This is a genomic window from Erythrobacter donghaensis, from assembly GCF_002155425.1.
Classification (GTDB): domain Bacteria; phylum Pseudomonadota; class Alphaproteobacteria; order Sphingomonadales; family Sphingomonadaceae; genus Erythrobacter; species Erythrobacter donghaensis.
The window spans coordinates 645,938-665,232 of sequence record NZ_MUYG01000011.1 but is presented as its reverse complement, the minus strand read 5'-3'; the positions used below and the strand labels follow the sequence as shown (position 1 = coordinate 665,232).

Here is a 19,295-nt window from a genome sequence, read left to right as displayed (position 1 = left end):
GTGCCTAGCGCGTCGGCGCGTCGAAATCGGCGGGCTTGTTCGCGATCCAGGCGACGAATTTGGCGATGGCGGGATTGTCGCGGATCGACTCCGCGTCCTCGCCGATGCGGGCAAGTTCGTTGTTGGTGAAGTTGGCGTGGACCGTCTTGTGACAGATCGGGTGCACCGGCACCTTCACCTTGCCCTTTTTCGCCTTCGGGATCGAGTGATGCCACTGGACGATGTCGCCCAAGGGGCGCTCGCACAGCCAGCAGGTGAGGTCGTCGTGGTCACTCATTGCCGGGAGGGTCCGCTCTAATGGTTTCGTCGGTGAACAACTTGCCCTCGTCTTCCCATATCGCGTTGGCTGCCTCGTTCCGGAGGGGGATCATATCAGGATCTTCGCACAGCTTGATGTCGACAAACCTGCCTCCACGCTCGATCACGATCCCGTCGCTGATCGCGGGGCGGTTGCCATTCTCGTCGAAACCCGTGCGGACCATGCGGCTGAAAACGATGTAGCGCGTGTCACCATTGTCGAAAGCGATCTGGCCCTCGCCGCCGCCGGAATACATGGTGTAGGCGTAGTTGCCGCCGTCCAGTTCAAGTTCTGCCGTGTCGCGGCCAAAGCGGTATCGTCCATACCACTCGCTCACGCCGCACACGGCAACGCGCTTGCCGTCCTTGAATTGGCAGGCAAAGATCGGCGTCTCGTCGGCGGCGCAGTCAAGTTTGGCGCTGCTCTTTGCAGGCGCTGCTGTGGGCTCGGCTGCTGGGGCAGACGAGACCGGAGCGATCTTCGCTTCGTTTGCGCCAGCCTCATGAGCCGGTTGCCCCTGGCATCCCGCCAGCAACGCGAGCGCCGCGAGGCCGAGCGCCGCCCTCACCCCTTCTTCTCCGCCGCTTTCTTCTTCTTCATCGCATCGTGGAAGCGGTCGGCCCAGCCGTCCTTCACCAGCTGCTCGGCGCGCACCATGCGCAGTTCGCCCGGCGCGACATCGCGGGTGACGGCCGATCCGGCTGCGACAATCGCATCCGCGCCGATGGTGACGGGCGCAATCAGCGAGGAATTCGAGCCGATAAAGGCGCGCTCGCCGATGGTGGTGCGATATTTGAAATAGCCGTCGTAATTGCAGGTGATGGTGCCCGCGCCGATATTCGCGCCCGCGCCCACCGAGGCATCGCCCAGATAGGTGAGGTGGCTGGCCTTGGCCCCGGCGTGGAGCGTGGCGTTCTTCACTTCGACGAAATTGCCGATGAAGCTGCCCTCCTCCAGCACCGTGCCGGGGCGCAGCCGCGCGAAGGGGCCGACCTTGACCCCGCTGGCGAGCGAAGCGCCTTCGATATGGCTGTTGGCGCGGATCAGCACCTTGTCGGCCACCTGCACGCCGGGGCCGAAGAAGACATTGGGCTCGATCGTGACATCGCGGCCCAGCACCGTGTCATGAGCGAAGAAGACGGTGTCGGGGGCGATCAGGGTCGCGCCTTCCTCCATCGCGCGAAGGCGGCGGGCGGCCTGCCAGCGCGCCTCGGCCCCTGCGAGTTCGGCGCGGGAGTTGATCCCGGCGACCTCGTCGGCGCTCTCGGCCACGATCACCGCGCAGCTGCGTCCTCCGGCAATTGCGATATTGACGATATCGGGGAGGTAATATTCGCCCTGTGCGTTGTCGTTGCCGATGCGGGCGAGCAGCGCGAACAGGTCTTCGGCACGCGCCGCGAGCAGGCCCGAATTGCACAGGTGGCAGGCGCGCTCGCCCTCGTCCGCGTCCTTGTATTCGACCATCTTGAGGATCGCGCCTGCATCATCCGCGATCACCCGGCCATAGGCGAGCGGATCATCCGGCTCGAAGCCGAGCACCACCACGGCAGGCGCGTCCGGGCCGTGCAGCCGCTCAAGCATGGCGCGCATCGTGCCTGCCTTGACGAAGGGCACATCGCCATAGAGCACCAGCACATCGCCGCTGAAGCCCGCCAGCGCGCTCTCCGCCTGCTGCACCGCGTGCCCTGTGCCGAGCTGCGGCTCCTGAAGGCAGGTCACCGCGCGCGTCCCCACCGCCTTCTCGATCTGCTCGCGCCCCGCGCCGACGACCACGGCGGTGCGCTCCGGCCCGAGCTCTGCAACGCTCGCCATCAGGTGATCGAGCATCGCCCGCCCGGCAATCGGGTGGAGCACCTTGTGCAGATCGCTCTTCATCCGGGTGCCCTTGCCCGCAGCAAGGATGATGGCGGCAAAGGGAGAAGTGATGTCGGTCATGAAAGCCCCTGTAAGCAAACCCGCGCCTGCCAGCAAATGCTTGCGATTTGAAGAAGCATCCGCCACGCGGCCGCCCATGACCACCATCCCCTTCGACGCCATCGGTTTCGACCTCGACGGCACGCTGCTCGATACCTTCCGCGATCTGGGCGCGGCGGTGAACCATGCGCTGGCGCTGGGCGGGTTCGCGGCGGTGTCGGTGGAGACCAGCAAGGACCTGATCGGCGGCGGGGCCAAGATCATGCTGGCCCGTGCGATCGAGGCGCAGGGCGGCGTGGCCGAGGACGAGTTCCGGCGGCTCTACAAGGCGATGCTCGGGTTTTACGAGCAGAACAACGCGGTCCACACCGTGCCCTATCCGCAAGTGCGCGAGGTGCTGGACGCACTCGCCGCGCAGGGCGTGCGGATGGCGGTGGTGACCAACAAGTTCGAAGCCTTCGCCCGCTCGGTCCTGACCCAGCTCGATCTGATCGACCGCTTCGACACCGTGATCGGAGGGGATTCGATGGGCAAGGGCGAAGACGGCCAGTTCCTCGCCAAGCCCCACCCCGCCCCTGTCCTCGCCGCGCGCGAGGCGACCGGCGGCGGACGTTTCGTGTTCATCGGTGACTCCACCTACGACGTGCGCGCCGCCAAGGCCGCGGGCGTTCCGGTGATCGCGGCGGCTTACGGCTATTGCGACAGGCCCCCGCATGATCTTGGCGCGGATGGGGTGATCGATTCGTTTGAGGGCCTGATTCCCAGGCTGCGGGCGCTACAACCCTCGGCCTGACCCTACGGCATCGCCCTCTGCCTTTTCCGCTGTTGCATGGGGCGCGCGAAAGTGCCACGCAGCGCGCCGCAACTCGGTTTACGCGGGCGTAAAGCACGCCCTCTCACATCACAGGAGAGAGATCACATGACCATCAGCTTCAAGGACAAGGTCGCCATCGTCACCGGTGCCGGCGGCGGGCTCGGCAAGGCCTATGCGCTCGAACTCGCCCGGCGCGGCGCGAAGGTTGTTGTGAACGACCTCGGCGGTTCGCGCGATGGCACCGGCACCTCGGACGCCGCGGCGCAGGTCGTCGCCGAGATCGAGGCGATGGGCGGTGAAGCGATCGCCAACGGCGCCAGCGTCATCGAATACGAGCAGATGGAAAAGATGGTCGCCGACGCCAAGCAGAAGTGGGGCGGCGTCCATGTGCTGATCAACAACGCGGGCGTGCTGCGCGACAAGACCTTCGCCAAGATGGAGCCCGCCGACTTCGAATTCGTGGTCAAGGTGCACCTCACCGGCAGCGCCTTCGCCACCAAGGCCGCGTGGGAAACGATGCGCGAGCAGGGCTATGGCCGCATCCTGATGACCGCCTCCTCGACCGGCCTGTTCGGCAATTTCGGTCAGGCGAATTACGGCGCGGCGAAGCTGGGTCTCGCTGGCCTGACCAAGACGCTGGCACTTGAAGGCGCGAAGTACAACGTACGCTGCAACACGCTCTCGCCGGTCGCGGGCACCCGCATGACCGAAGACCTCTTCCCCGAGGAAGCCTTCAAGCTCTTCGCACCCGAGAACGTCGTGCCTGCCGCGCTGTTCCTCGTCTCCGAAGACGCGCCGACCAACGCCATCGTCGGCGCGGGTGCGGGCGGCTATCACTCCTCGTGGACCGTGATGAACGACGCCGTGTGGCTGCCCGAAGGCGAGCGCACGCTCGAAGGCTTCGCCGCACGGTGGGAGGAGATCAATTCCTTCACCAACCTCATCGCCCCGCAGTCGGGCTCCGAGCAGTCGGGCAATATCCTCAAGGCGATGCAGAAGGTCACCGGCACCGGGCCTGCCAGCGCGCGCGGGTAAGTGCGCGCTTCTCGGCGAGAAGCCCTTGAATTTGCGGCGCCCCCGTGCAGAAATGCGCGGGGGCGTTTTGCATTGGTGCATGGCCCCTCAGGGGAGCAAGGCATGCAGGCAGAAGGGGTCGTTCCCGGCATCGGGACATTGCAGCAGCGCGCGAGCATCGCGATCTACGCATCATACGCGGTTATCGGGATCTTCGTGCTGGCGCTGTTGTGCGAGGTGCTGGAGCTGGCCGGGGTGATCGACCCCTTTGGCGACCCGGACTCGTTGGTGACGATGGTCTATATGGTCATCATGATTTCGACGACGCTCGTCTTCGTGGTGTCGGTGATCGTGGTCGCCATGTGGATTCACCGGGCCCATGCGAATCTTCATGAAGCGGGCCTGCCGGGGCTTGAGACGTCTCCCGGCTGGGCGGTCGGCTGGTTTTTTGTCCCGATCGCCAACCTGTTCAAGCCGTTCCAGGCGATGCGCGAATTGTGGCACGAAAGCCACCAGAGCGCTGACAGCTTCAGTTCGGACGCACCCGGAACGCTGACCTTGTGGTGGGGGCTGTGGATCGTCGGCAACATCCTCGGCAATATCAGCATGCGGCTCGGCATGGCGGCGGATGCCGGCAACCTGCAGGTGGCCACCATACTCGGCATCGGATCGAGCATCTGCACCATCGGCGCAGCATGGCAGCTGATCCAGATCATTACGGCGATCACAGCGGCACAGCTCGATACGCTGGAGGCAAGCGCGATCTTCGAATAACGTCCGCGCAAAGCCAACCGCCTTACTGTATTGACAAACCAACACACCCGGCGCATTCTTCCCGCAAATCAGGGGGAGATTGCCCGGTGTATAGTGACGAAGACCTCAATTCCGCCGTCGCCGCAGGCGCGCTGAGCGCCGAGGCGGCGGCGAATTTCCGCAGCCATATGAGCCGGATGCGCGCGCTGCCGCATGCCTCGGAAGAGGATTTCCGGCTGCTCAACTCCTTCAACGACATCTTCGTCAGCATCGGGATCGTGATCCTGCTGGTGGCGCTGGGCGCGATCGGTCAGGCGCTGGCGGGGTTGATCGCGCCGGAGCCTGCGTGGCCTGTCACCGAGTATGGCAAGGCGGGCGCAGAGGCATGGGCGGCCTATGATGCCGCATCGGATCGCAACAATGCTGTCACGGCGATGCTGGCAGGGATGTTCGTGGCTGCTGCCGCATGGCCACTGGCGCTGTTCTTCACCGCGCGGCGACGCATGGCCCTGCCCTCAATCCTGCTGCTGCTCGCCTTTGTCGGCGGCGTGTTTGCGACCGGTATCGGCGGCGTGTTTCTGACGGGTGCGGCCACCAACGACAACAATTCGCTGGTGGCGGTGCTAGTCGCCCTCGCTGCCCTGCTGGCGGCGGGCGCGGCCTGGCTGCACTGGCGGCGGTTCATGGTGCCGATTACGGTTGCGGCGGGCTCTGCCGCGGTCGCGGGAACGGTTCTGGCGCTGACCGCCGCCGCGATCGGCCCCGACAATCTGGGCGAGAAGGTGATGCTCTCGCTGGTGCTGGTCGCGGGGCTCGCCGTGTTCGCCTTCGCGATGCGCTGGGACATTTCCGACCGCGCGCGCACCACCCGCCGCTCTGACGTCGCCTTCTGGCTCCACCTCACCGCCGCGCCGATGATCGCGCATCCGATCTTCGCGCTGCTGGGAGTGACCGACGGCGACAATCCCGGCGTCGGCGCCGCCGTCGCGGTGCTCGGGGCCTATGTCGCCTTCGGTCTCGTCGCACTGGCGACCGACCGGCGCGCGCTGCTGGTCTCGGCGCTGGCCTATGTGCTGTTTGCGCTGACCTTCCTGTTCCGCGAATTCGGCGCGGTCGAGCTCAACTTCGCGCTGACCGCGCTGGTGATCGGCTCGGCGCTGCTCAGCCTCTCGGCCTTCTGGCAGCCGATCCGGCGCGGGGTGGTGACGCTGCTGCCCGCGAATGTGCAGGCGCTGCTCCCCGCCACCGAGGAGCCCGCCTACGCCCCGCCCGCAGGGGCCAGCCCGGCGTAAGCGTCGTTTCGGAGAGACAGTGACGGCCCCGTCAGGCTTCGGTCTGGCGGGGCCGTTTCGTTCTGCCTAGTCGTCCACCGCCTTCAGCAGCCGCCGCTCCATCGGGGCGAGCACGCCGGCGAGGTCGTGGCCGCGCTTCAGGATCTGCCCGTGTTCGCCGAACAGCGTCCACATCCCCTGCTTGGCGCGCAGCGCCGGGCGCTTTTCCACCCGCGCCTGCGGGCGTTCGGCAGCGCGGCGGAAGGCGGCGAAAGTGGCGGCGTGGCGGGTGAAGTCCATCGCATAGTCGCGCCATTCCCCGGCGGCGACCATCCGGCCATAAAGATCGAGGATGCGCATCAACTCGGCCCGTTCGAACCCGACCTGATCCGCGCCGCGTCCGGGAAAGGGAACCACCTGTCCGGCCCCGCCGTGGGGCGCCATTGCGGGAGGCTTCAAGCGGTCAATCCTCGGCCGCACGCTTGCGGATGCGCACCGGCGCGGCAGGCGGCGTCGGATCGGCCACCGGGGCCGCGCGCTCGGCCAGCATGGCCTTCATCAGCGCCAGTTCCTCACGCATCATCGCCACCTCGGCCTCGAGCTTTTCGACGCAATCCCCGCGCGGGCGGCCCTTGTCGTCGCAGGGCGGATCGTCGCAGGGCGTGCCGTAGGGGATGAACTCCTTGATCCACTCCTCCGCCGGAACCAGCGTGGAGCGCGCCTTGAGGCCGACCATCGTCGCGCCCGCAGGCACATCATCGGTGACGACCGCATTGGCGCCGACGCGCGCGCGCTCCCCCACCTCGATCGGCCCGATGATCTGCGCGCCCGAACCGATGATGACATTGTCGCGCAGCGTCGGGTGGCGCTTGCCGCCCTTGCCGTTGGTGGGGTTGGTGCCGCCCAGCGTTACGCATTGGTAGATCGTGACATTGTCGCCGATCTCCGCGGTCTCCCCGATTACGGTGAAGCCGTGGTCGATGAAGAAATTCTTGCCGATCGTCGCGCCCGGATGGATGTCGATCGCGGTCAGCAGGCGCGCAATGTGGTTCACCACCCGCGCGAGGAAATACATCTTCGCCTCGAACAGCCAGTGCGCGACGCGGTGGAAACCGAGCGCCCAGACACCGGGGTAAAGCAGGATCTCCCAGCGCGAACGCGGCGCGGGATCGCGCGCGCGCACCGAGTCCAGATAGCTGATCAGCCGGTCAAACATGGCGCTCCATCATCCCACCAAAGCACAGCCGATGCAATCGGCCGATGAGAGCACTTCCCGACCCATCCGGGCCACGCTGATCGCGTCAGGACATCCGCTGGACAGAAGTGGTGCGCAGCAGGGGCTGGTTGCCCCTGCAAGCACCGCGACGAAGCCAGCGGATGTCCTGACGCGACCCCGAAGGGGCGGGCCGATTTGGGCCCAGCGCGGCGTCTCTCCTCGCTCACTATGCTTTGGCATGGCTCGCTCGTCGTTCCTTGCTCTGGGCCCAAATCGGCTCCGTCAGGGTGACCCGGATGGGTCGGGAAGTGCTCTAGAACAAGCGCTGCTGTTCGGGCCCGTGCAGGGCCTCGAGCGCGGCGCGCCAGACAGACATGGTGGCGGGCGTCTGGCGTTCAAGAGAGATGCGGTCAATTGCCGCCACCAGTGCGGCAATCGCGGCAAAGCTGCGCTCCGTGCGGGGCACGAGGTAGTCGGCCGCCCCGTCAGGCAGGCTCAGCCCGCGCGCCTCGGCATGAGCGAGGATCAGGTCGGCGGCCATCGCATCGTCGGGCGGGCCGATCTCCAGTTGCAGCGATCCGCCGATGCGAGAGGCGAGATCGGGCAGCGCGATACGCCAGCCCTTGCCCTCTGCCGCATCGGCATTGGCGACGATCAGCAGCGCCTTGCCTTCCTCGCTGCCGCCCTGCTGCACCGCGTTCCAGCGGTGGAACAGCGCGGTCTCGTCCATCCTTTCGGCATCGTCGATCACCGCGAGCCGATCCGCGCCGTGCAGCCCCTGCGCCCAGCGCGCGAGCAGGCTCTTGCCCGATTGCGGCGGGCCGGTGAGGATGGCGACGTGGAACGGCCAGCGCTCGGGCGACTGCAAGGCCTCGACCACGGCCGCATTGGCATCGCCCACCACGATCCGCTGCGCGCCGCCACGGGCATGCACCGCCAGCGGCAGGGCGATTTGCGACGGCTCGGCCATGGCCGGCGCCTAGCGGCTGATGGCGAGCGCGTTCGCCCCGCGCCGCACCGCAAACCCGCGCGCTTCGAGCGCCGCGGCGAGATCTTCGAGCGAGCCGGCATAGCTCACGCTCATCACCGAGGTGCCGCCGATGGCGGTGCTGCTGAGCAGCAGGCCGCGCACGCCAGACGTGCCGCGCACGGCGGTGATCGCGCTGTCGAAAGCCGCGCCGTCCGGGGTGGCGAACTGAACGGTGAAACTGCGCACCGCCGCCTCGGTCTCGGCGCCGGTGACGGGCTGGGCATCGATCCGCGGCACCAGCCCTGCGGCCGCCGCTGCCTCAGCCGCCTGCCGCGCCTTGGCCGCGCGGCCGATGTCGAGCAGGCGCTGGATCGCCGGGTCGATCGCGCCGCCCGCCCCCAGCCTCAGGCTCGGATCGGGGCGCAGCTTGCCCTCCGCGAGCGCGCTCGCATAGATTCCGTCCATCCGCTCCACCGCCTGCGCCAGCATCGCGGGCAGGCCCTCGGCCGTGTCGGCCTTGAGCGTAAAACTGCCCAGCGGGCGATTGTCGGGGCCGTAGCGTGCGGTGAAGGTGCCGCTCACCGGACCGCCGGGAAACTGGTGATCGAGCCGTGCAAAGGCCATCACCACATCGGTCGCGCCATATTGATCGAGCGTCGAGCGCCACCATGCCCGGCTGCGGCGGTTCGCCTGCCCGAAATTCACCAGCAGCGAATCGCCCCCCGCGCCCGAGAGGCGGACATAGTCGATGCGGCTCTGCCCCGGATTGAACTCGGCCCAGGCGCGTTGCCAGGGGTTGCGCTGTTCGAAGGTGATATAGGCGCCGCCGCTCTCCACCACCGGGATCACCAGCAGCGGGGCCGAGCGGGTCTGCTGCGCTGCTCCGCCGAGATAGGCGCCCGCGCGCTGGCGGTCGAACACCACGCCGAGCTGCGCGATATAGCGCCGGGGGCCAAGCTGCTCGCGCTCGATCACCACGGCCGAGACCAGCCCTTCGAGCTGGCTGTCGGAAATCTTGGGGCCCTTGAGCTTTTCCCACGCCTTGCGCTGCGCCTCGCGCCAGCCCTTGGCCCGCGCGTCCTCGGCGCTCTTGCCCTGAACGTCGACACTGATGCCCTTGACCTCGATATCGGCGCTGGCGGCGGTGGCGGCGATCCCGCGGTCGCCCGCGACCTGCGCCATCAGGGCATAGCCGCCGCCCAGCAGCGCAAGGGCAATCGCGGTGCCGCCAAGCCAGCGCCGCGGCGCTTGCGAAGGGGCGGCAGCCGGGCCGGGAAGGGAAAGCGTCGCACGCATGGGGAAAATCGCACCCCCTTTGCCCAATGGCGAGTGGAATTCCAAGCGCGAAAGGCTAAAGCGGCGTGCATGACGATCAAGAACTCGCCCTATACTTACGCCGATGCCGGCGTCTCGATTGCTGCGGGCAATGCGCTGGTCAAGGCCATCGCCCCGCTGGCGAAAGCCACCGCGCGCCCGGGTGCGACGAGCGAGCTGGGCGGCTTCGGCGGCTTTTTCGACCCCAAGGCGGCCGGTTACACCGACCCCCTTCTGGTCGCCGCCAATGATGGCGTCGGCACCAAACTGAAGCTGGCGATCGAGCATGACCGGCATGACACGGTCGGGATCGACCTCGTCGCCATGTGCGTCAACGATCTGATCGTGCAGGGTGCCGAGCCGCTGTTCTTCCTCGACTATTTCGCCACCGGCAAGCTGGAGAACGGCGTCGCGGAGCGGGTAATCGCGGGGATCGCGGATGGCTGCAAGCTCGCGGGCTGCGCACTGATCGGCGGCGAGACGGCGGAAATGCCGGGGATGTATGCGCCGGGCGACTACGACCTTGCAGGCTTCTGCGTCGGCGCGGTCGAGCGCGGCGAGCAGCTGACGGGCGACAAGGTTGCGCCGGGCGACGTGCTGCTGGGCCTCGCATCAAGCGGGGTGCACTCCAACGGCTATTCGCTGGTGCGCAGGCTCGCGGCGGACAAGGGCTGGAAGCTGAACCGCCCCGCCCTGTTCGATCAGGAGCAATTGCTGATCGACGCGCTGATTGCGCCCACCCGCATCTATGTCGCCAGCCTGCTGCCACTGATCCGGGCCGGGCTGATCAACGCCCTCGCCCACATCACTGGCGGGGGCTTGCTCGAAAACATCCCGCGCATCCTGCCCGATGGCGCGCACGCGCACGTCGATGCCGACCTGTGGCCCCAGCCGCGCCTGATGGCCTTCCTGCAAGCGCAGGGCCAGATCGAGCCCGAGGAAATGGCGCGCACCTTCAACTGCGGGGTCGGCATGGTGCTCGCCGTCAGCGAGACGAACGTCGCCGAAGTCACCGCGCGGCTCGAAGCGGCGGGCGAGACCGTTGTCCCGGTCGGCCGGATCGAAGCGGGCGACAAGGGCTGCACCGTCCGCGGCTCGGTTGAAACTTGGTCGGCGAAGGGCGACTGGACAGCTACCCACCTCGCATAATTCGTCACCCTGAACTTGTTTCAGGGTCCATCGTGCCACAAAGAACCGGCAGCGCTTCGGGGAGGAATGGATGCTGAAACGAGTTCAGCATGACGATTAAGGCCAAAATCGCCGTCCTCATCTCCGGCGCGGGGACCAATATGGCCGCGCTGGTCTATGCCAGCCGGATCGCGGATTGCCCCTATGAGGTCGTGCTAGTCGCCAGCAATGACCCGCAAGCCGAAGGCCTTGCGCTCGCGCAGGCCGAGGGGATCGCCACCTTCGCCCTGCCGCACAAGGGGCTCACCCGCGAGGCGCACGATGCTGCGATGGAGGCCGCCGTGCTGGAAGCGGGCGCGGAATATATCGTGCTGGCAGGCTACATGCGCATCCTTTCGGACGGGTTCGTCGTGCGCTGGGCCGGGCGGATGCTCAATATCCATCCCTCGCTGCTGCCCAAATACAAAGGCCTCGACACCCACGCCCGCGCCATCGCGGCAGGGGACAGCCACGGCGGTACCAGCGTCCATGTGGTGACGCCCGAGCTCGATGCGGGCGAGGTGCTGGCGCAGATCGCGGTGCCGATTGTTGCCGGTGACACGCCGGATACCCTCGCCGAGCGGGTGAAACTCGCCGAACACCAGCTCTACCCGCGCGCCGTGGCCGATTACGTCAGCCGCTGGCGCGATCCGGTCGCGCTGCTCGAACGGGTGCGCAACCTCGCTTTGGCCTTCCCCGAAACCGACGAACGCGAGAGCCACGGCAGCCCCGGCTTTCGCGTCGGCGGCGAAAAGAGTGGCAAATACTTCGCCTATTTCGCCGATCAGCACCACGGCACGCCGCACATCGCTTGCCTCGTGCGCACCGGCGGGATGGACGAATTGCTCAACCTCGTGGAAGCGCAGCCCGAGGTCTATTTCAAACCCGCCTATTACGGGGCGAGCGGGTGGATCGGGATCATCCTCAACCGCCCGGGCGTGGACTGGGACGCGGTCGCCGAATGGCTGACCCGCAGCTGGCGCGGCGCCGCGCCCAAGCGGCTGACCCGGCTACTGGACGTGGCGGACGAGTTTTGACCATGGCGACCCGCTCACCCCCGCCCCGCCCCCATCTGCTCGCCCGTGGCCCCTTGGCGAACCGCGCCAATGCCTTTCTCGGGCAGGCGTGGGAGCGCGGCTGGCTGCCGCCGCCCGCGCTCGATCCCGAGGCGCTGTGGGCGCTTGCAGCCAAGCCCTATGGCGCGCGGGCCGAGGCAGTGGAGCATGGCGGGCGCAGCGAAGAGGATGTCGCCGATTTCCGCGAGCGGCTGAAGCGGCTGATCACCGCCGCGCTGGCCGAGGCCGACCTCAACCCGCTGGGCCGGGCGATGGCCTGGGGGCAGCTCTCGCGCGTGGTCAAGAACCGGCTGGCCTTCGGCGCGCTGTGGCTGGAGCGGCCCGGGCTGGCCGAGACGCCGCTCGCCCCGCCGATCATCGTCATCGGCCATATGCGCAGCGGCACCACCCGAATCCACACGCTGCTTGCCGCAGACCCGGCGCATTCGCACACGCGCTATTGCGATGCCTATCACCCCGTGCCGGCGAAGCTGGGCATGAACCGGGTCAAGGCGGCGATGGAGCTGGCGATGCTGGGGCGGCTCAACCCGTGGCTGCAATCGATCCACCCGATGGCGGCGGGCGCGGTGGAAGAGGAGCTGGCGTGGATCAGCGCCGCGCTCCACCATTCGATCTACGAATCGCAGTGGCACATCCCGAGCTATTCGGCCTGGAGCGAGGCGCGCGGGTCGCTGCCGATCTACCGCGAAATGGCGCGTATCCTGCGCACCGACGCCGCCCACCGCGGCATTGCCGATCGCCCGCGCGTGATGAAAGTCCCTGCCTTTGCCGAGGACTTGCCCACGCTGCTCGCGCTGTTCCCCGATGCCCGGCTGGTGATCGCCAAGCGTGCGCACGCAGAAGTGCTCAAGAGCGCGGTCAGCCTCGCGGCGAACCAGATGGCAATGCAGTCCGATGCCTGCGATCTGGCCCGGATCGAAGCGCGCTGGGAGCATAAGATCGCGCTGCGCGAGGCGCGCATGGCGATGGCGCTGGATGGCTGGCAGGGGCCGGTGGCGCGGCTCGATTTCGACGAGATCAATGCCGACTGGGAGGGCGCGATCGCGCGCTGCTATGCCGCGCTGGACCTCGACCTCACCGGCGAGGCGCTGCTGGCGATGCGCCGGGTGATGGCGGCGAGCGAGGCCGGGCACCACCACGCCCACCGCGAACAGCTCGCACGCTTTGCTGAAGCCAAATAGCAAAAGGGCCGCCCCCCTTGCGGAGACGGCCCTTTGCACTTCATCCGGCGAAACGGATCAGCCGACGATCTCTTCGTCCTTGAAGAAATACGCGATTTCGATCGCGGCGTTTTCTTCCGAATCCGAACCGTGGACGGTGTTCTCGCCGATCGAGAGCGCCAGTTCCTTGCGGATCGTGCCGGGCTCGGCGTTCTCGGGGTTGGTCGCGCCCATGATGTCGCGGTTGCGGGTCACGGCGTCTTCGCCTTCGAGCACCTGCACGACCACCGGCTCGCTCATCATGAAGTCGACGAGTTCACCGAAAAAGGGGCGCTCCTTGTGCACCGCGTAGAAGCCTTCGGCCTGTTCGCGGGTCATGTGGATGCGCTTGGAAGCGACGACGCGCAGGCCGGCGTCTTCCAGCATCTTGGTGACCGCCCCGGTCAGGTTGCGGCGGGTGGCATCGGGCTTGATGATCGAAAAGGTGCGGGTGACCGCCATGAGTATGCTCCTGTGAACGTCTTTTTATGGGAGGGGGATATTGGCCGCGGCCCGTAGATGGTGCGATGCAAAATGGCAAGCATCAGCGCACGGGGCGGCAAATGCGGGCCGCTACGCGCAGCGGCTCCCACGGTCAGGTTGGTCGGAACGTGCGCTAGAGCCCGTCCTGCCCGATGGTGAGTTGCGCTTCGCTCATGCCGGGGCTGTCGGGGCTGGGCGAAGCAGAAAGCCCAATAATCATACGATCGGATTTTTCGGCGACCAGAATGGCGATCCCGTCATCATATGAATCGAGCTGGATCTCGAAGCCTGCCGCCTCGGCCTGCCGCCGGTAGAAGGCGGTGATCGTCGTGGGCGCATCGGCGCTTTCGAAATTCACGATCGTGTTGAAGGCGCTATCGGTCCTGTAGGTGGTGTTACCGAAAATCGTCGCGCCGGGATAAAGCGTGAAGCCCCCCGGCAAATCGCCCTGCGACGGCGCGGCTGTGGCCTCGCCCGGCGCTTGCATCGCGCTCGCCAGCGCCGGTCCGGCGACCTGCGCCAAAATCGCCAACACCGCTCCGCCCGCCAGGATGATGGCCGTTTTGCGCATTGGAATTGTATCCTCGTCTTTGCCGCAGCAATGCAGATCGATTTCAGCCTGCCTTGGTGCCGATGATGATCTGGCCGGTGGTCTTGTCGCCATCATTGTCGGTGGCCGTGACCGACAGGCTCGATCCCTTGTCCTTGATCTCGCCCCCGATCATCCGCGTGCCGTTGGTGTTCATTTCGAGCTGGATGTCGAACCCGGCGGCCTTGGCCTGATCGCGGTAGTGCTTGACCACATCTTCGGCTGAGGCATCGGCTTCGAAGGTGATCATCGTGCCCTGCCCATCGGGCTGATTGACCACGGTGTTGGTGACAACCTTCGAGCCCGGATAGAGGCTGAAGCCATCAGGCAGGGTCACCGGCACATCCGCGCCCGAGCGTAAGGTGGCCTCGCCATCCTCGCCCTTGATGGTCATGCTGGTTTCGCCGCTGTCCTTGTCGATGGTATATTCGGCGTTCTTGCCGTCCTCGGTGGTGAATTCCCCCGAAGTTTCCGATCCGCAGGCCGTCAGCAGCAGCGCGCCGCCGCTGGCCAGAATCATTGCCGTCATGCGCATGGTCTTGTCCCCCCGATAGCCTTGCGCGAAAGATTCCCCATCGCGCCGCTCAGCGCAAGGGGCTTAGCCCTTCTTGACCCAACGCCCGTCTGCCTGCGCGAAATAGCTCCGCTCCACACCTTCGCGTCCGTCCTGCGCGCGCCATGCCTGCCGCGCTGCGGGGGCGAGGTCGGGCGGGAAGAGTAGGAAGACGCGGGAAAAGCCGGGGCAATCGCGGAAGGTCCCGTCGGCGAGGATCACATGGCTCGCGCCGTTGACGGCGACCGGCTCGGCGGCGAGCAGCACCGGCTGGCGATCGGCTCCCGGCGCATCGGCCTCGCCATTGGCAAGAAAGCTTTCGGAGCCGCCTTCCCACAGTGCGCGCGAGATCGCGGCGCGCTGTTCGGCGTCTCCAGCGACCACCAGCACGCGCTCGCCCTGCCCCAGCGCGCGCTTGGCGATCAAGGCGACGACTTTCTCGACTGGATCGTCGGTGACCTGCCAGAAATCGAGCTTCATGAGTTCTGGTTGTCCTACCGCTTCGCTACTTGAGGACATTCTTGGTCCCCTTCCCGCTGCGGCAGCGGTCCGAACAATATTTCACATTGTCCCAATCCCGCTCCCACTTCTTGCGCCATGTGAAAGGCAGCCCGCAGGCGAGGCAGGTTTTGGTGGGCAGATCGCTCTTTTTCCGCATCTTGGGGATGGCAGAAACTCCCCCTTTAGGCTTCCACCACATCCCGCACGAACTGGTCGATCAGGCGCACGCCATAGCCGGTCGCGCCCTTGTCCCAGGTGTGGCCGGGCTTGTTCGACCAGACCATGCCCGCGATGTCGAGGTGCGCCCAGGGGGTGCCATCCTTGACGAAGCGCTGGAGGAACTGCGCCGCCGTGATCGAACCACCCTCGCGCGGGCCGATGTTCTTCATGTCGGCGATGGGGGAGTCGATCAGCTTGTCGTAATTCGCGCCCAGCGGCATCCGCCACAGCTTGTCGCCGCTCGCCTTGCCCGCCGCGGCAAGCTGCTCTGCAAGCGTATCGTCGTTCGCGAACATCCCGCCATATTCGTTGCCGAGGCTGATGATCATCGCGCCGGTCAGCGTGGCGAGGTCGACGATCCGCGCGGCATCATATTGCTGCTGCACCCAGTGCAGCGCATCGCACAGCACCAGACGCCCTTCGGCATCAGTGTTGAGCACTTCGACCGTCTGCCCGCTCATGGTGGTGACGACATCGCCGGGGCGCTGTGCCTTGCCGTCGGGCATGTTCTCGACCAGGCCCATCACGCCGATCACGTTGGCCTTGGCCTTGCGCCCGGCCAGCGCCAGCATCGCGCCCGCGACCGCGCCTGCGCCGCCCATGTCCCACTTCATGTCTTCCATGCCCGGCCCGGGCTTGAGCGAGATCCCGCCGGTGTCGAAGGTCACGCCCTTGCCGACGAACACGGTCGGCTTGTCACCCGCCGCCCCGCCATTCCAGCGGATCGCGAGCAGCTTCGATTCGCGCTCCGAGCCGAGGCCGACGCCCACCAGCGCGCCCATGCCGAGCTTGTCCATCTCGGCCTCGCCCAGCACGGTGATTTCCACCCCGGTGCCCGCGAAGGCTTCCTCGCAGGTGGCGACGAAGCTGGCGGGGTAGATGATGTTGGCAGGCTCGGTCACCAGCGTGCGGGTGAATTCGACCCCCCTGGCGAGCGCCGCCTCGCGCTGCCACGCCGCCTCGGTGCCCTCGGGTGCGCCGATGACGTGGACCGTGGCAAGGCTCGGCTTCTTGTCGGAGGCCAGCCGCGTGCGATACTTGTCGTGCCGCCAGCCGCGCAGGCGCAGCGCCAGCAGCACCGCGGCGGCATCGTCGGCGCTGAGCCCGGCGTGCGACAGATCGAGCACCATCGCCTTCTCGCCCGAGACCAGATATTTCGCCGTCAGCGCAGCGCCCGCACGCTCGCAATTGGCGCGGCGGTCGGCGGCATCGGCCTCACCCGCGCCCGCCAGCGCAATCCGCTTCACCGCGCCGCCGATGCTGGCAAAGCCTTCGAACAGCTGCCCCGCGCGCCCGGTAAAGGCCGATGCGGCCGCACCTTCGACCAGCGCCGTATCGAGCCCGGCAAGCGCAGCCCCCTGATTGACGACCCGCGCGTGCAGGCGAATGTCGGCAGGGGCGGCGGCGGTGAAGTGAATCTGCATGAATACTCCGAAGAAGCTGGAAGCCGGGGCTGCTGCGACGGAGCGGACAAGGCGCCGTCCACCTGCGACAGACCGTGCAATACTGAGCGCGCGAGAGGCGCAATGCCGATTGCGATTAGGCCCGAGCGGTGCAATAGGCAAGGCCATGTCGGGAGGCTCCCTGGACCGATCGCGCAAGGGCGCGTGCCATGCCCTGCGCGTGTCGACGCGGGGTGCCGCTACGCGTCTGGTGCTTGTGCTGGCGCTGACGGCAAGCCCCGCTGCCCTTGCCGCGCAGGACGAGCAGCACGCCCCGGCCCCCGCCGCATCCGAAGCGACCACAACCGCCCCGCGTCAGATCGATTTCGAGGCGAGCGAGCTTGGCTACAACAGTGAAACCGACACCGTTACCGCGCGCGGCAATGTCATCCTGCGCTCCGAAGACCGCTCGGTGCGCGCCGATGAGGTCGTGTGGTTCCGCGAGACCGGCCGGATCATCGCCAGCGGCAATATCCGGCTCGTGGATGAGGCGGGCAACCAGCTGTTCACCGATCAGGTCGAACTTACGGAGGAATTCGATACCGGCGCGATGAGCGAGCTGCTGATCGCCCTGCGCGCCGGGGGCCGCCTCGCCGCCCGCTCGGCGGAGCGCGGGGAGAACGGCGATGCGATCCTGATCGACGCGGCCTATTCCGCCTGCCCCGTGGTCGATGCCGAGGGCTGCACCAAGGATCCGACCTGGCGCGTCACTGCGCGGCGCGTGATCTACGATCAGAGCGCGGCGCGGGTGCGCTTTGAAGGCGCGATGCTGGAGCTGTTCGGCGCGCGCATCCTACCGCTGCCGGGCCTCGCGATCCGCACCGATGGCAAGGCCGAAAGCGGGTTTCTTGTGCCCGACGTCCGCGTCACGCAGGTCAACGGGCTGGAGCTGTCGGGCGAATATTATTGGCGCATGGCCGACAATTACGACCTGACGCTTGGGGCCTATGTCTTCTCCAACGTCGCCCCGATGGCGAGCGCCAAGTGGCGGCACCTCACCGAAAAAGGCGCCTATCAGATCACCGGCTACGGCACCTTTTCCGACCGCGCGACCGACTTTACCGGAGCGCAGGGCCTGCAAACCGACCCGCGCGGTTATCTGGATGCCAATGGCACCTTCCAGTTCTCCCCCGACTGGAGCCTGTCGGGATCGATCCGCCTCGCTTCGGACCGCACCTTCCTGCGTCGCTACGATCTCAGCCGCGATGACCGGCTGCGCTCGACCATCAATCTCGAACGCATCACCGACCGCTCCTATTTCTCGGTGGCAGGATGGGCGACGCAGACGCTGCGGCTCAACGCCGATCAGGGGCAGGTGCCGCTCGCCCTGCCCGCGATCGACTATCGCCAGCAGGTCGGCGACACGGTGCTGGGCGGCAATCTGATGGTGCAGGCCAACAGCCTCGCGCTGCTGCGGCGCGACGGGCAGGACACCCAGCGTGCCTTTGCCGGGGCGCAGTGGGACCTGAAGCGGCTGACCGGCATGGGGCAGGTCGTCACCCTGACCGCGCTGGTGCGCGGCGATGTCTACAACACAAACGATGTGCTCTCCACCACCACCCCGGCCTATCGCGGCACCGAAGGCTGGACCACGCGCGGCATCGCCACCGCGGCGCTGGATATCGAATGGCCTTTCGTGGGCGAAGCCTTCGGCGGCACGCAAGTGTTCAAGCCGCGCCTGCAGATCGTTGCCAGCCCCGACATCAAGAACCTCGCCGTCCCCAACGAGGATGCGCGCGCGATCGATCTGGAGGATTCCAACCTCTTCGCCCTCAACCGCTTCCCCGGCTATGACCGGGTCGAAGACGGCAGCCGGGTGACCTGGGGGGTGGACTGGGAATTGCAGCGCCCCGGCTGGCGCGTGCGCTCGACCATCGGGCAATCCTTCCGGCTCAGCGCGCCCGATCCGGCGCTGTTCCCCCAAGGCACGGGCCTGTCCGAAAGCGTCACCGATTTTGTCGGTCGCACCGAAGTGCGCTTCCGCAACCTTGTCAGCTTCACCCACCGCTTCCGGCTCGACAAGGACAATTTCGCGGTGCGCCGCAACGAGATCGACGCTACCATCGGCTCGCGCCGCACCTATCTCGAAGTCGGCTATCTGCGGCTCGACCGCAATATCCAGACGGTCGAGGATCTGCGCGACCGCGAGGAACTGCGCGCCGCCGCGCGGGTGGCGATCGGGCGCAAGTGGTCGGTGTTCGGCTCGGGCGTGTTCAACCTCACCGATCCTGAGGAAGATCCGGTGTTCCAGCCCGATGGGTTCCAGCCGATCCGCACCCGGCTGGGGGTGGCCTATGCCGATGACTGCATCGAATTCGGCGCGACCTGGCGGCGCGACTTCATCGACGCGGGCGACGCGCGGCGCGGGAATGCCTTCCAGCTGTTCTTCGCCCTTCGCAATCTGGGCTTCCGCTGACCATAGCCAGACAATCGGTGGGCTGCCCATCTGCACGAATTGGCAGGCACGGCAAATGGCGTTAAGGAAGCGCCGAGCGCAAGCTG

The 19,295-nt window shown here is 66.9% G+C and carries 21 protein-coding genes; 8 read left to right on the top strand and 13 right to left on the bottom strand.

The window, feature by feature from the left end; genetic code table 11:
• Positions 1 to 4: 4 nt before the first annotated feature.
• Genes BZF59_RS14685 through glmU form a run of 3 tightly spaced genes read right to left on the bottom strand, consistent with a single transcriptional unit; the run spans position 5 to position 2,233 of the window.
• Positions 5 to 277 (bottom strand): HNH endonuclease, encoded by a 273-nt coding sequence (locus BZF59_RS14685; RefSeq protein WP_086608970.1) that lies wholly within the window; start codon positions 275 to 277, stop codon positions 5 to 7.
• The gene (locus tag BZF59_RS14680; protein ID WP_086608969.1) at positions 270 to 866 is read right to left on the bottom strand and encodes a hypothetical protein; all 597 of its coding nucleotides are present in this window, start codon (positions 864 to 866) and stop codon (positions 270 to 272) included. The genes BZF59_RS14685 and BZF59_RS14680 overlap by 8 nt, the downstream gene beginning before the upstream one ends.
• Positions 863 to 2,233 (bottom strand): bifunctional UDP-N-acetylglucosamine diphosphorylase/glucosamine-1-phosphate N-acetyltransferase GlmU, encoded by a 1,371-nt coding sequence (gene glmU, locus BZF59_RS14675; protein WP_086608968.1) that lies wholly within the window; start codon positions 2,231 to 2,233, stop codon positions 863 to 865. The genes BZF59_RS14680 and glmU overlap by 4 nt, the downstream gene beginning before the upstream one ends.
• A gap of 76 nt (positions 2,234 to 2,309) precedes the next feature.
• Between glmU and BZF59_RS14670 the strand changes: the two genes are divergently transcribed.
• The 4 genes from BZF59_RS14670 (at position 2,310) to BZF59_RS14655 (ending at position 6,085) form a co-directional block, all read left to right on the top strand.
• Complete coding sequence (locus tag BZF59_RS14670; protein ID WP_086608967.1) at positions 2,310 to 3,005, top strand: HAD-IA family hydrolase; 696 nt, start codon at positions 2,310 to 2,312, stop codon at positions 3,003 to 3,005.
• 126 nt (positions 3,006 to 3,131) lie between these two features.
• Positions 3,132 to 4,061 (top strand): SDR family NAD(P)-dependent oxidoreductase, encoded by a 930-nt coding sequence (locus tag BZF59_RS14665; RefSeq protein WP_086608966.1) that lies wholly within the window; start codon positions 3,132 to 3,134, stop codon positions 4,059 to 4,061.
• A 102-nt stretch (positions 4,062 to 4,163) separates the two neighbouring features.
• Entirely contained in the window at positions 4,164 to 4,814 is a 651-nt protein-coding gene (locus tag BZF59_RS14660) for a DUF4328 domain-containing protein (protein ID WP_086608965.1), read from the top strand.
• An 86-nt stretch (positions 4,815 to 4,900) separates the two neighbouring features.
• The gene (locus BZF59_RS14655) at positions 4,901 to 6,085 is read left to right on the top strand and encodes a hypothetical protein (protein ID WP_086608964.1); all 1,185 of its coding nucleotides are present in this window, start codon (positions 4,901 to 4,903) and stop codon (positions 6,083 to 6,085) included.
• Between the two features lie 66 nt (positions 6,086 to 6,151).
• Here BZF59_RS14655 and BZF59_RS14650 read toward each other — a convergent pair whose 3' ends face one another.
• The 4 genes from BZF59_RS14650 to BZF59_RS14635 all read right to left on the bottom strand — a co-directional run bounded on the left by BZF59_RS14650 (position 6,152) and on the right by BZF59_RS14635 (position 9,546).
• Positions 6,152 to 6,508 (bottom strand): DUF2794 domain-containing protein, encoded by a 357-nt coding sequence (locus tag BZF59_RS14650; RefSeq protein WP_086608963.1) that lies wholly within the window; start codon positions 6,506 to 6,508, stop codon positions 6,152 to 6,154.
• Between the two features lie 19 nt (positions 6,509 to 6,527).
• On the bottom strand, positions 6,528 to 7,280 hold the full coding sequence (gene epsC, locus BZF59_RS14645) for a serine O-acetyltransferase EpsC (protein WP_245806175.1): 753 nt from the start codon (positions 7,278 to 7,280) through the stop codon (positions 6,528 to 6,530).
• Between the two features lie 313 nt (positions 7,281 to 7,593).
• The gene (locus tag BZF59_RS14640) at positions 7,594 to 8,250 is read right to left on the bottom strand and encodes an HdaA/DnaA family protein (protein ID WP_086608962.1); all 657 of its coding nucleotides are present in this window, start codon (positions 8,248 to 8,250) and stop codon (positions 7,594 to 7,596) included.
• Positions 8,251 to 8,259: 9 nt separating this feature from the next.
• Positions 8,260 to 9,546: a hypothetical protein gene (locus BZF59_RS14635; RefSeq protein ID WP_086608961.1), complete on the bottom strand. Its 1,287-nt coding sequence runs from the start codon at positions 9,544 to 9,546 to the stop codon at positions 8,260 to 8,262.
• Positions 9,547 to 9,615: 69 nt separating this feature from the next.
• Between BZF59_RS14635 and purM the strand changes: the two genes are divergently transcribed.
• The 3 genes from purM to BZF59_RS14620 all read left to right on the top strand — a co-directional run bounded on the left by purM (position 9,616) and on the right by BZF59_RS14620 (position 12,988).
• Positions 9,616 to 10,713, top strand: a complete 1,098-nt coding sequence (gene purM, locus BZF59_RS14630) for a phosphoribosylformylglycinamidine cyclo-ligase (protein ID WP_086608960.1) — start codon at positions 9,616 to 9,618, stop codon at positions 10,711 to 10,713.
• Positions 10,714 to 10,802: 89 nt separating this feature from the next.
• A complete protein-coding gene (gene purN / locus BZF59_RS14625) occupies positions 10,803 to 11,768 on the top strand; it encodes a phosphoribosylglycinamide formyltransferase (protein WP_086608959.1) in 966 nt (321 codons plus the stop codon).
• A gap of 2 nt (positions 11,769 to 11,770) precedes the next feature.
• Positions 11,771 to 12,988 carry a sulfotransferase family protein gene (locus tag BZF59_RS14620; RefSeq protein ID WP_086608958.1) on the top strand — a complete coding sequence of 406 codons (1,218 nt, stop codon included), beginning with the start codon at positions 11,771 to 11,773 and terminating at the stop codon, positions 12,986 to 12,988.
• 57 nt (positions 12,989 to 13,045) lie between these two features.
• Here BZF59_RS14620 and ndk read toward each other — a convergent pair whose 3' ends face one another.
• From ndk to BZF59_RS14590, 6 genes are all read right to left on the bottom strand, one after another.
• The gene (ndk, locus tag BZF59_RS14615; protein ID WP_086608957.1) at positions 13,046 to 13,468 is read right to left on the bottom strand and encodes a nucleoside-diphosphate kinase; all 423 of its coding nucleotides are present in this window, start codon (positions 13,466 to 13,468) and stop codon (positions 13,046 to 13,048) included.
• Positions 13,469 to 13,622: 154 nt separating this feature from the next.
• On the bottom strand, positions 13,623 to 14,060 hold the full coding sequence (locus BZF59_RS14610; protein ID WP_086608956.1) for a hypothetical protein: 438 nt from the start codon (positions 14,058 to 14,060) through the stop codon (positions 13,623 to 13,625).
• Between the two features lie 43 nt (positions 14,061 to 14,103).
• A complete protein-coding gene (locus BZF59_RS14605; RefSeq protein WP_086608955.1) occupies positions 14,104 to 14,607 on the bottom strand; it encodes a hypothetical protein in 504 nt (167 codons plus the stop codon).
• Positions 14,608 to 14,676: 69 nt separating this feature from the next.
• On the bottom strand, positions 14,677 to 15,111 hold the full coding sequence (locus BZF59_RS14600) for a DNA polymerase III subunit chi (RefSeq protein WP_086608954.1): 435 nt from the start codon (positions 15,109 to 15,111) through the stop codon (positions 14,677 to 14,679).
• 25 nt (positions 15,112 to 15,136) lie between these two features.
• On the bottom strand, positions 15,137 to 15,289 hold the full coding sequence (locus BZF59_RS14595) for a DUF2256 domain-containing protein (protein WP_425429582.1): 153 nt from the start codon (positions 15,287 to 15,289) through the stop codon (positions 15,137 to 15,139).
• Positions 15,290 to 15,314: 25 nt separating this feature from the next.
• Positions 15,315 to 16,775, bottom strand: a complete 1,461-nt coding sequence (locus BZF59_RS14590) for a leucyl aminopeptidase (RefSeq protein ID WP_086608952.1) — start codon at positions 16,773 to 16,775, stop codon at positions 15,315 to 15,317.
• 145 nt (positions 16,776 to 16,920) lie between these two features.
• Between BZF59_RS14590 and BZF59_RS14585 the strand changes: the two genes are divergently transcribed.
• Positions 16,921 to 19,209 carry an LPS-assembly protein LptD gene (locus tag BZF59_RS14585; RefSeq protein WP_086608951.1) on the top strand — a complete coding sequence of 763 codons (2,289 nt, stop codon included), beginning with the start codon at positions 16,921 to 16,923 and terminating at the stop codon, positions 19,207 to 19,209.
• Positions 19,210 to 19,295: the final 86 nt, after the last annotated feature.